Source organism: Vibrio atypicus, from assembly GCF_009811315.1.
Lineage (GTDB): Bacteria > Pseudomonadota > Gammaproteobacteria > Enterobacterales > Vibrionaceae > Vibrio > Vibrio atypicus.
Genome location: NZ_BLID01000004.1, coordinates 124,424 through 136,705, shown reverse-complemented (window position 1 = coordinate 136,705; position 12,282 = coordinate 124,424). Strand labels below are relative to the sequence as shown.

The window sequence follows — 12,282 nt, the reverse complement described above, 5'->3', positions numbered from 1 at the left end:
TGGAAAATGTTTATACTTCCCGCCCCATTTCAGCAGACCCTAAGAGAACACCCTGATGAGAATAGCGTTAGGTATCGAATATAATGGTACTCAATACTATGGTTGGCAGCGCCAAAGAGATGTAAAGAGCGTTCAAGAAAAGCTAGAGAAAGCGTTAAGCGTTGTCGCGAATCACCCAATAGAAGTTCAATGTGCAGGTCGAACTGATGCAGGGGTTCATGGTACAGGTCAAGTGGTCCATTTTGATACTAATGCTGATCGAAAAATGGTGGCTTGGACAATGGGTGCCAACGCAAATCTACCAAGTGATATTGCAGTCCGTTGGGCTAAAGAAGTGCCTGAAGAGTTTCATGCGCGTTTTTCGGCCACGGCGCGTCGTTACCGCTATATCATTTTTAATAGTGCTTTACGTCCGGGTATTCTATCTTCTGGTGTCAGTCACTATCACGGTGATCTTGATGTCGAGAAAATGCATCAGGCAGGCCAGTATCTTCTCGGAGAAAATGACTTCACTTCTTTCAGAGCAGTGCATTGTCAGTCTCGCAGCCCTTGGCGCAACATGATGCACCTCAACGTGACGCGACATGGTCAATATGTGGTGATCGACATCAAAGCAAATGCATTTGTGCATCACATGGTGCGCAATATTACCGGTAGCTTGATTTGTGTCGGTCGCGGTGAGAAAGAACCGCAATGGATAGAATGGCTTTTAGCTGAGAAAGATCGCAAATTAGCGGGAGCAACCGCTAAAGCAGAAGGGCTTTACTTGGTAGATGTCGATTACCCAACTGAGTTCGAATTGCCAAGAGTGCCGATTGGGCCACTATTTTTGCCAGACAATTTGAACTAAATCGTGATAAATTGTCCAAATTATCAGTTCTTTAGCGCGTGAGATCTAGGTACAGAAAATAGGTACAACCAGTTTTTTGTCCACAGCTGGCATTTTATATGCTTTAATCCTCACGCATAAATTCAGAATTTGTATCCTTCGCAACCTTGCGTGGGAGTAGTAGAGAAAAGGTCTTCCATGAGTTGGCTTGAAAAGATTTTAGAAAAAAGCAATATCGGTAGTTCACGTAAAGCTTCTATCCCAGAAGGTGTTTGGACTAAATGTACTTCATGTGAACAAGTGCTTTATCACGCTGAACTAGAGCGTAACTTGGAAGTATGTCCAAAATGTGATCATCACATGCGCATGAAAGCTCGTCGTCGTTTGGAAACTTTCTTAGATGAAGGTAACCGCGTTGAACTAGCAGATGAGCTAGAACCAAAAGATAAACTGAAATTTAAAGACTCTAAGAAATACAAAGATCGTATTTCTGCAGCACAGAAAAGCAGCGGTGAGAAAGATGCACTGGTTGTAATGAAAGGCGAGTTACTTGGCCTACCTGTTGTTGCTTGTGCTTTTGAATTCTCTTTTATGGGCGGTTCAATGGGCTCTGTTGTTGGAGCTCGTTTTGTTCGAGCGGTTGAAGCGGCAATGGAAAACAACTGTGGTCTTGTATGTTTCTCTGCCAGTGGCGGTGCGCGCATGCAAGAAGCATTGATGTCATTGATGCAAATGGCGAAAACCAGTGCAGCGTTAGAGCGTCTATCTGCAAAAGGTCTTCCATTTGTTTCTGTCATGACAGACCCAACAATGGGTGGTGTTTCTGCGAGTCTAGCTATGCTAGGTGATATTAATATCGGTGAACCAAAAGCACTGATCGGCTTCGCTGGTCGTCGTGTTATTGAGCAAACGGTACGTGAAGATCTTCCTGAAGGTTTCCAGCGTAGTGAGTTCTTATTGGATCACGGTGCGATTGACATGATCGTGGATCGTCGCGAAATGCGTCAACGTATTGGTAGCCTATTAGCAAAAATGACTAATCAAGCGTCTCCTTTGGTAGTTTCTGTGAATGATTCTCCAAATGAAGCTAACTATGAAGTACCAGAAGTAGACGAAAAAGGGTAAAGTAAGACACTAACAAACCACCACAATTATTTTGGTTTCAGTTAGATGAGTCATACCCAAATTCCTCAAGCCACATCTCCACTAGCGATGTGGCTTGATTATTTAACAAATATCCACACTTCTGCCATCGATCTTGGCTTAGAACGTGTTCAAGCCGTGGCGAAATCCGCCAACCTCACTAAACCAGCGTCAACCGTAATTACTGTTGCGGGCACCAATGGCAAAGGTTCCACTTGTGCTTTGATGGAAGCAATCCTGCTCGATGCCGGTTACTCTGTAGGCGTTTACAGCTCTCCACATTTAATTCGCTATAACGAGCGTGTCCGTATTAATGGTCAAGATCTCGATGATAGCAAGCACTCAGAAGCATTCGATTTCATTGAAAAGCAGCGTGGTGATATTAGCCTAAGCTTTTTTGAGTATGGAACGCTTGCAGCATTGCGCCTTTTTCAGACGGAGAAGGTCGATATCGTGTTACTCGAAGTTGGCCTTGGTGGTCGTTTGGATGCGACCAACGTGGTAGATCATGATGTTTCAATCATTACCAGTCTTGCAATTGATCATGTTGATTGGTTGGGTGATGACATCAACGTGATTGGATTTGAAAAAGCTGGCATTTATCGCAGTGGTAAGCCAGCAATCTGTGGTCAACCTAAGGCGCCATCTACCGTCGCCGCTCACGCTGATGATATTGGTGCAGAGCTATTCCAGGTCGATATTCAGTATTCATATGAGCGAACTTCTGATTCTATGTGGAAGTGGACACATGGCTCTTACGATCTTGAGGACCTGCCAGTCCCAGGCTTACCACTGCAAAACGCGGCAACGGCATTAATGGCGCTGGCGACTGCGAGTCTGGATATTAGCGATGTGAATATTGTCAATGGTTTACGCAATGCTCAACTTCCAGGCAGAATGCAAGTGATCAGTGAATCACCAACCGTGTTATTGGATGTCGCCCATAACCCTCATTCCGCAGAGTATCTCGTAGGACGAGTGCAGCAGCAATATGCTGCTAAAACTATTCATACAGTAGTTGCTATGTTGCATGACAAAGACATTAAAGCGACGTTGGAAGCGTTGGCTCCGATTGCATCGCACTGGTATCCAGCGTCTCTGTCTGGCCCTAGAGCGGCGAGCGCAGATGAATTGTGTCAATATTTACCAGCAGCTAATGCATGCTATTCAACGCCAATTGAAGCTTTTGAAGCAGCAATGACAAACGCAACGCCACAAGATGTCATTCTTGTTGTTGGCTCTTTCCATACCGTAGGTGAAGTGTTAGAGCATTGGCAAAATAAAGGAGCATAAATGGCAAGTAAATTTCAAAGTCGATTAGTAGGGACCATCATTTTGGTCGCTATTGGGGTCATTGTCTTACCAGATGTCCTCGACGGGAAGAAAACACATTACAAAGAAGAGATTGCCAGTATCCCAATTAAGCCAGAGTTGGATGATGATTTGGAAACCTTTGATGTATTAGACCCTGTTGATGACAGCGCCAGCTTGCCGGAAGCGCCAGTTGAGGTTGTTATCGATGATGCTACGACTGCTCAAGTAGAAGCCGCAGAGCAGGATTCTCTACCCGTTGTGGTTAAAGAAATTCCAGAACGTAACGAATATCAAGACAGCGCATGGATTATTCAGTTGATGGCGTTGAAAAATGCCGACAATGCCAACAATCTGGTTAAGGATTTGCAAAAGCGTGGCTATCAAGCACATACAAAACCAGAGAAGAGTTTTACTCGGGTAATTATTGGTCCTGATGTTTCCAAGAGTAAACTTGAGCGACAAGTTATAGAACTGGAAAAAATTACCGGTTCCAAAGGTCAATTGCTCAAATTTAAACCACTAAATCCATAAGAAAACGTTTGCGTCAGCGTTTTTTCTGTTAAAATGCGCGCCAACTTAAGATGTAAGTAAAGAATGAATCCATTAGATATTGTCATTTTGAGTGTGATCGGCCTATCGGCATTGATCAGTTTAGTTCGTGGTTTTGCTAAAGAAGCATTGTCATTAGTGATTTGGTTTGGCGCTTTTTTCATCGCCAGTCAGTACTACGCGAAACTTGCGGTGTACTTTACCAATATCGAAGATGAAATGATTCGCAATGGCGCCGCGATAGCAGCCCTGTTTATTGCTACTTTAGTTGTGGGTGCCGTGGTTAACTACGTCATTGGGCAATTAGTGCAGAAAACAGGTTTATCGGGAACGGACAGAGTACTAGGGATCGTCTTCGGCGGTTTACGTGGTGTGTTGATTGTTTCTGCTGCACTATTTTTTATGGATGCGTTTACGTCGTTTCCAGACTCAGAGTGGTGGAAAGGGTCGCAATTGGTGCCAGAGTTCAGTCGCATCATTGCACCGTTTTTTGAACACTTACAAGCAACATCAAGTTTCTTATCTGACGCGCTCTAGCGCGTCAGCCATTGTCGAAAATCGAGGGTTAGGACATGTGTGGTATTGTTGGAATCGTGGGCACAACGCCTGTAAACCAGTCTATCTATGATGCATTGACGGTCTTGCAGCATCGTGGCCAAGATGCCGCGGGTATTTGTACCATAGAAAGCAATCGTTTTCGTCTGCGTAAGGCGAACGGTTTAGTGAAGGATGTGTTTGAAGCAAAGCACATGCAAAGACTGCAAGGTGACGTTGGAATTGGCCATGTTCGTTACCCTACAGCAGGTAGCTCAAGTGCTTCAGAAGCTCAACCTTTCTACGTAAACTCTCCATTCGGTATTACACTCGCTCACAACGGTAACTTAACAAACGCGGCAGACATCCGTCAGAAGTTGTTTGAAAAAGATCGCCGCCACCTAAATACAACCTCTGACTCAGAAGTGCTGCTTAATGTATTGGCACATGAGATCGATACGGTGAAAGGCAATGTGACTGCTGAAGATGTATTCCGAGCAGTAACAAACGTGCATCGTGCAATTCGTGGTGCTTACGCTGTGACCGCAATGATCATTGGTCACGGCATGATTGCTTTCCGCGACCCACATGGCATTCGCCCTCTATGCCTAGGTAAACGCGAAGTAGAAGGTCGTACAGAGTACATGGTTGCGTCAGAATCTGTTGCACTCGATGCCGTTGGTTTTGATTTCATTCGTGACGTTGCACCAGGTGAAGCGATTTATGCGACATTTGATGGTGAACTACACACGAAACAGTGTGCCGATAACCCAGTACTCAATCCGTGTATTTTTGAGTTTGTTTACTTTGCTCGTCCTGACTCGTTCATCGATAAAATTTCGGTTTACAGTGCTCGTGTTGAAATGGGTAAAAAGCTTGGTGACCGTATCCGTGATGAGTATGCACACCTTGATATCGATGTGGTCATTCCAATTCCAGAAACATCATGTGATATCGCGCTGCAAATTGCTCAAGCCATTGATAAGCCTTACCGTCAAGGTTTTGTTAAGAACCGCTATGTTGGTCGTACCTTCATCATGCCAGGTCAACAACAGCGTAAGAAATCAGTGCGTCGTAAGCTAAATGCGATCCGCTCAGAGTTTAAAGACAAGAACGTCCTGCTTGTGGATGACTCTATCGTTCGCGGTACGACCTCAGAGCAAATCATAGAGATGGCTCGTGACTCAGGAGCGAAGAAAGTCTTTATGGTTTCTGCAGCGCCAGAAATTCGTTTCCCTAACGTATATGGTATTGATATGCCAAGTGCGAATGAGTTGATCGCTCATGGTCGTGATAACGAAGCAATCTGTAAGCAAATCGGTGCTGACGAACTGATTTTCCAAACATTGGACGATCTTGTTGATGCAGTTGGTTTAGGTAACCGCGATATTGCGAAGTTTGAAACTGCTGTATTCAATGGTGAGTACGTAACCGGCGATATCGATCAAAAATATCTAGAGTTTTTGGAGTCACTTCGTAGTGATGACGCTAAGGTACAACGTGAAATTCAGCAAGAGCTAGCGAATCTAGAATTGCATAACGAAGGTGCTTAAACTTTAGCAATCCCGATGGAATAGTATATAAAAAGGGTTGATGCCATAAGGTATCAACCCTTTTTCATGTTTGATTATTGTTGTTTAGTTTTGGCGACTGACGGCTTGTGAGAGCATAAACATTGCGGCCGCACTGATAACCACAGATGGACCTGCAGGTGTATCAAAGTGCCAAGATAAGCTAAGTCCGAGCAATACAGCTAATGCACCGATTAGGGAGGCGATTCCTGCCATTTTTTCCGGCGTATTGGCGAAGCGACGGGCGGTTGCGGCCGGAATAATAAGCAAGGATGTCATGATCAGTGCCCCAACAAACTTCATGCCGATCGCAATCACTAAGCCGACCATTAACATCAGTAGCAAGCGCATTAAGTCGACATTGTGACCATCGACGGCTGCGAGATCTTCGCTGACTGTGGTCGCAAGTAGAGAACGCCAAAAGAAGGCCAAAATAACCGAAACCACGGCGGCACCGGCGTAGATATAAACCAGATCTGTGGGAGAAACTGCGAGCAGATCCCCGAACAAGTAGCTCATTAAATCAATTCGCACATCATCAAGGAAGCTGACAGCAACGAGACCCAGAGATAAAGCACTATGCGCCAGAATACCTAAAAGGGTATCTGTAGCTACTTGCTGCTGTTTTTGAAGTGTCACAAGGATAATTGCCAATGCCATGCAGCAAACGACTAGCGCTAGATAAAGATTTACATCAAGCAAAAAGCCTAGAGCGATACCCATCAAGGATGCATGGGCTAGTGTATCGCCAAAATAGGCCATCTTGCGCCAAACAACAAATGAGCCGAGTGGACCAGAAATGAGGGCAATGCCTAAGCCCGCTAAAATTGAAGGTAACAGAAACTCAATCATGATGATGCCCATGAGAATGATGAGAGCAGCTAGATGCATCACCAGAGACAGGTTGACCTGATAAATCATGATGGTGATGAGTATGTTGGTGATTATACAGAGCCAGCGCTTCCTGATGACCGTGACCAAACAAAGCAATATAGCTCGGATGTTGGCTAATGCTTGCTGGCGAACCTGAACAACAAATATGGTGGTGCAAGCAAATCACATCGTCGGTTTTTGCCATGACCAGGTGTAGGTCGTGAGACACCATAAATACCGCACAGTTGAAGCGGTGACGAATCGTATCAATTAAGTCATAGAGATCGATTTGCCCTTGCACATCAACACCTTGAGCTGGCTCATCCAGAACCAATAGATCAGGGCGTTTCAGTAGTGCTCTTGCTAATAGTACCCGCTGGTTTTCTCCACCGGAGAGTGAATGCATATTGGCGAGTTGCAAGTGTTCTGCACCGACAAGTTTTAATGCTTCAGCAATTTCTTGTTGGCTATAGCTGTCTGATAGACGTAAAAAACGATCGACATTCAATGGCAAAGAATCATTAAGTTTTAGTCTTTGCGGAACATAACCTATTTTCAGGTTTTTAGTTCGGCTTACTTTTCCCGAGAAACTTTTTTGTAAGCCAAGCAAAACCTTAACTAAAGTTGACTTACCCGCCCCATTTGGGCCAATAAGGGTGGTGATCTCACCACGTTTAAGTTGTAAGGAGACTCTGTCTAATACTTTACGTTCGTCAAATTGAACGCAGATATCAGTGAGCTCGACCAATGTCGACATGAATAGCACTCATTTGCAATTGCTTAATGTTATAATGTAACATTTAACCACTTGTTAGACTAGATAGCTATTCCTTTATGAAACGAATTATCACTCTTATTGTGGCAGCGGCTGCTACGATGTCTGTTCACGCCAGTAGCGTATTGACCAGTATTAAACCAATTCAGCTGATCACCACTGAATTAACTCAAGGTGTATCAGAACCCGATGTACTGTTAGCGTCAAATGCATCTCCTCATGATTACGCGTTAAAACCGTCGGATGTGAAGAGAATTCGCAATGCAAATCTGGTTGTCTGGTTCGGTCCTGATCTTGAGCCATTTTTAAGTAAAATCTTACGAGATCAATCAAACGTACTTACGTTGAGTCATATTGAAGGATTGGAACTACGAGAGTATTCGGGCAGTCACGAAGATCATCATGGTCACGATCATGGTAGTCACGATCCGCATTTTTGGTTGGGCTACAAAACGACTCAGCAAGTCGCCGAAGCGATCACTAATAAGTTGGTCAAAATCGATCCAGAGCATACTCAAGATTATCAAAAGAATTTAGCGGCATTTCTTCTTAAATTCGCAGAGCAGCAAGAGTCTCTAAGTCAGCAATTAGAACCAATTAAAGATAAGGGCTACTACGTCTTTCACGATGCTTATGGCTATTTTGAAAGTGATTTCGATCTCAATCATTTAGGTCACTTTACGGTAAGTCCAGATCGTAAGCCTGGTGCTAAAACTTTGATTAAGATTCGTAAGGCGCTTGCTAGCAAGAAGGCTAAATGCGTTTTTTCTGAGCCTCAGTTTACACCTGCCGTTGTTGAATCGGTTGTACGTGGTAGTAGCGCGAAAGTTGGTGTGCTCGATCCATTGGGAACTGAAATAACGGTTGAGCCTGGTTCCTATTTTCTGTTTCGTCAGCAACTTGCGGATAGTTATGAATCTTGCTTAAAAGATTAATAGCTAACGTATAAAAGGGAGCGAATGCTCCCTTTTTCAACACCTTTACACAACATTCACGTAACGACTGGCGAATTCGCTACAAAAGTCAGCGTAATGTCTCAGACTGGCTTGCTAAATCTCCATATTCTAAGATAATTATCTTTACAAAATAATAGATACTTGGCACTTGAACGCTCAGGAAGCTAAGGCATTGTAATAATTAATTAGTTTGCTGTTAGGGACATATTTGGTGATAAGAGCCTTTTGGATAGTCATTTCTTTATGTATTGCGAGTGTAGCGAAGGCTGCAGAGCCAACATCTACAGTTTTTTATCCATTGCCTACCCAAGCTCAGGGTAAAGTTTTTGCTGCCAAACAATTGTTTCTGGCTGATGGTGGTGGCGTTTGGCTTCAAGATGTTCGCAATCAAATACTCTTTTTTGACGGACAAGACATCATGCCGACAACAGGATCTGCACTCGAGCATGATGTTGATCAGGTTGCGTTTCTTGATAATGCATTTTGGTCTTTTTTTCAGAATGAGATTTACCGAACTGTACCCAATGAAGAACGGGAACTGATATTCAGTCTTAAACCAGGTACGGAAATTAAACGAATTGGTGCATCTAAGCGTTTTATTTGGCTAGCAGATGACACCAGTTTTTATACATATGATATTGATAGTGGAGATTTCAATACTTTTTCTCTGCTTTCACTCTATCAATTCAGCCAATCTTCTTCGATACAGATAAATGACGCCAAATATATTTTTTCTAAGTGGGTTTTAGCGACGAACGCTGGGGTTTATTTATCTAATAAGAAAAACTTTGAGCATGTGACTAGCTCAGGAAAGAACTATGTAGAGAAACTCTACTTTTCGGATAAGCGCCGCGAACTCATCATCGGTTCTCTGCGAGGCGCATTGATTTTTGATATCCAAAATCCTCAAAAACCTCTGAAGAAAATTCGGGGCTCTCATGTTTTAAGTATTACTGAAACGAGCCAAGAGTACTGGATTGGTACCGAGAAAGGGTTGATTGTGTACTCATTTTTAACCGGAGAAACGAAGCGTCTTACCTCTTCCGGTTTGAACGATAACGTGATCAGCCAAAGTAAAATATATTCTCTTTTAAATGACCATTCCGGCGGCATTTGGATTGCAACCGATAGAGGGGTTAGGTATTTCTCTCTATTTTCGCATAAGTTTCAACGATTCTCAGAGCGGCTGCTCGCATCGGATACCAATGTTAACAAATCCGGATTCTTTACGCGCATGCAACATAGTGAAGGGTATTGGGTTATTGGCGACTCCGGGCTTTACAGTATCAGCTTAACTAAAGTCAGTACCCGAAATTTAGTTTATCGAGGCACAGTCTATGATTTGGTTGAGCGAGATGGTGTCGTTTGGCTTGCTACTGATGAAGGCATTAAGTGTATCAATGCGGTGACAGGTGAGATCATTGCTGATGATAAGCTACCGTTGTTCTTAAAATCAGATCCTATTCGTTTTATCGAGCTAGACCAGCATGGCGTGATTTGGGGGGCGAGTGATTCTCGACTCTGGAGCTACCATTTAACGTCTAAAAAACTCACGCAATATGGCGCTGAATGGATGATAGAAAAATATCTACCAGCGCAACTGACACAAATGATCGTCACCTCTCAAGGGCATTTGGTATTGGGGACCGAACACGGTGTCTATGTAATGCGAGATGGCCAGGTACATTTTATTGGAGAAAGCGTGCCTTTTGGTCTCGTGATTAACATTGTTCAAGCAACCGAAAGTGAAATCTGGGTTGCTAGTCGTTACGGCTTGTATCAATTTGATCTTTTTAGTGGCCACGTAAAACCGATCCCCTTACTTGATGGCCATATCACACCTAAGTGTCTGATTAAAAACCAAGATGGTATTTGGCTGACGTCTTCATCGGGCCTTTCTCGTTACTCGACTAAAGGCCAACTCCTTAAGCACTACGGCGAACCTTTTGGTCTTATAAGCAATGAGTTTTCCCCTGGGTTATGTAGTTATAGTACCGATAGTGAGCGAACACTTTTGCTTGGGGCTAATTCAAGCTTAATTAAAGTCAATACTCACGAGTTAGTGGTTAGCCGTTTACCTGACATTAAGGTGATTATCGGACAGGTGAAAGTAAATCAAGACTTGCGCTCTTTGGGGGATCTTACAGATGAGGGCGTAGAACTGGATTATGGCGAGTCGATCTCATTTCAATTTGGTGTGTTGCCACAGGTGAATAAGGTCAATCTAGAATACCGATTGAACAACGACGAGTGGCAACTTCTTGATGGTTATACCCTAAATATTGAGCACTTGATGCCAGGGGAATATCATTTTGAAGTGCGTGCTGTACTAAACGAGAGTGAACGAGGTCAAAGCAGTCAGTTCGTTTTTCGTGTAGCTAAACCATGGTTTATGACAACTTATGCATTGTTGACCTACCTGGTGTTACTCGTACTGGTTATCGCGTCTGTAGTCTATTGGCGCTCAAGAATAATGACTAAGGTTAACCGACAATTGAAGGCTCAAGTCGCATTAAAAACGAACCAATTGCGTCACCAAAGTCGAATCCTGCTTAGCAATAATCAGCAACTCAGAAAGCAGCTACATATTCGACGTTTGATTGTTAATCAATCCATTGAAGCGATGAAAGAACGATTAAATGGTTTAGCTGTCTCGCAATTGTGTGAGCAGAATGCATCTAGTCAGAAGATGCGTCGCTATCTGTCTGAAGAGTTAGATCTATTGCTACATGTGCGTACCACAGATGGAGAAGCACGACCTGTTTATAATCTTAACCTGATTTTACAGTCAGTATTAAATGGCTGGGAAGAGGAGTTACATAAAGCAGGTATTCATGTCGATTTTGTCCAAGAAAGTGAGCAAGAAAGCTATGTCAGCTTAACAACTTTTAATCTGGATGAATTACTCAATTTACTTCTTGATAGTATTACTAAGCGTTGTTATCGAAATCAAACGGTGGTTTTCTCTATTCGAAATGACGATGATCAAGTGATCTTGTCGGTCATGGATCAAGGGGATGGGCTAGATGGCTATAACCACTCTTCGGTGCTTCAGACTATTTCGACTCTGGTAGAGCTAAGTGGCGGGACAACGAAGATACATACATCTGAAGAGCGAAATCTCTTTGAAATGCTGTGGCAGGGTAGTGACTCATTTGATGAAGAGTCGATCATAGATGTTTCTCCTGCTGATGAGTGCTTAGCTGATGTCGTTGAAGATCCTTGGTTAGATAAAGTAAAAGGGTTGGTTGAAGAAAACTACTCCGATCCAGAATTTGGTACATCGACTGCGGCTAAGAAGCTATTTGTATCGGAGCGTAGCTTACAGAGAAGAGTAAAGAGTTCAATCGAGAAAACCTTTACGGAGTACTTAACAGAGGTGCGATTAGATAATGCATGTCGCCGATTATTGGCCGGAGAGAAAGTGTCGGATGTGGCATTTGAGTGTGGTTTCAATGATCCCTCTTACTTTAGCCAACGATTTAAGCATCGTTTTGGGGTACCTCCTAGCCAGTTTGTGGAAGAGCATGAAAGCTAACGAGTCGGGTTAAATCGTAGCTCGCTGAAAAATGGATTCTATTTAAGATGCGTCACTAGTTGGCGCATTTTTTGTTTGTCAGAAAGCGTGAGACTAGCTTCAATCATAAGCAGCTTTAGCTATGAGTAGAAGTGAAGTGATAGAGATAAATAGAGTGCTTGGCTAAGTTGAACTGAGAGTGGTATTCAAAAGGAGTTAGG

The 12,282-nt window shown here is 43.4% G+C and carries 10 protein-coding genes; 8 read left to right on the top strand and 2 right to left on the bottom strand.

Annotation, left to right across the window (positions count from 1 at the left end; translation table 11 throughout):
- The first annotated feature begins 55 nt into the window (after positions 1-55).
- From truA to purF, 6 genes are all read left to right on the top strand, one after another.
- The gene (gene truA, locus GVO60_RS10165; protein ID WP_159653559.1) at positions 56-850 is read left to right on the top strand and encodes a tRNA pseudouridine(38-40) synthase TruA; all 795 of its coding nucleotides are present in this window, start codon (positions 56-58) and stop codon (positions 848-850) included.
- 177 nt (positions 851-1,027) lie between these two features.
- On the top strand, positions 1,028-1,954 hold the full coding sequence (gene accD, locus GVO60_RS10160; RefSeq protein WP_159653557.1) for an acetyl-CoA carboxylase, carboxyltransferase subunit beta: 927 nt from the start codon (positions 1,028-1,030) through the stop codon (positions 1,952-1,954).
- A 45-nt stretch (positions 1,955-1,999) separates the two neighbouring features.
- On the top strand, positions 2,000-3,265 hold the full coding sequence (gene folC / locus GVO60_RS10155) for a bifunctional tetrahydrofolate synthase/dihydrofolate synthase (RefSeq protein ID WP_159653555.1): 1,266 nt from the start codon (positions 2,000-2,002) through the stop codon (positions 3,263-3,265).
- Complete coding sequence (locus GVO60_RS10150) at positions 3,266-3,817, top strand: SPOR domain-containing protein (RefSeq protein WP_159653553.1); 552 nt, start codon at positions 3,266-3,268, stop codon at positions 3,815-3,817. It begins immediately after the preceding gene.
- A gap of 63 nt (positions 3,818-3,880) precedes the next feature.
- On the top strand, positions 3,881-4,372 hold the full coding sequence (locus GVO60_RS10145; RefSeq protein WP_159653551.1) for a CvpA family protein: 492 nt from the start codon (positions 3,881-3,883) through the stop codon (positions 4,370-4,372).
- Positions 4,373-4,407: 35 nt separating this feature from the next.
- Positions 4,408-5,922: an amidophosphoribosyltransferase gene (gene purF, locus GVO60_RS10140; RefSeq protein WP_159653549.1), complete on the top strand. Its 1,515-nt coding sequence runs from the start codon at positions 4,408-4,410 to the stop codon at positions 5,920-5,922.
- An 84-nt stretch (positions 5,923-6,006) separates the two neighbouring features.
- On the opposite strand, the gene znuB is transcribed toward purF, so the two are convergent.
- On the bottom strand, positions 6,007-6,792 hold the full coding sequence (gene znuB, locus GVO60_RS10135; protein ID WP_159653547.1) for a zinc ABC transporter permease subunit ZnuB: 786 nt from the start codon (positions 6,790-6,792) through the stop codon (positions 6,007-6,009).
- Entirely contained in the window at positions 6,785-7,570 is a 786-nt protein-coding gene (znuC, locus tag GVO60_RS10130; RefSeq protein ID WP_159653545.1) for a zinc ABC transporter ATP-binding protein ZnuC, read from the bottom strand. Before znuC ends, znuB begins: the two co-directional genes overlap by 8 nt.
- A 77-nt stretch (positions 7,571-7,647) precedes the next feature.
- Between znuC and znuA the strand changes: the two genes are divergently transcribed.
- Together znuA and GVO60_RS10120 are read left to right on the top strand one after the other, a co-directional pair.
- Positions 7,648-8,523: a zinc ABC transporter substrate-binding protein ZnuA gene (gene znuA, locus GVO60_RS10125; protein ID WP_159653543.1), complete on the top strand. Its 876-nt coding sequence runs from the start codon at positions 7,648-7,650 to the stop codon at positions 8,521-8,523.
- A gap of 232 nt (positions 8,524-8,755) precedes the next feature.
- Positions 8,756-12,082: a helix-turn-helix domain-containing protein gene (locus GVO60_RS10120; protein WP_225874920.1), complete on the top strand. Its 3,327-nt coding sequence runs from the start codon at positions 8,756-8,758 to the stop codon at positions 12,080-12,082.
- Positions 12,083-12,282 lie beyond the last annotated feature (200 nt).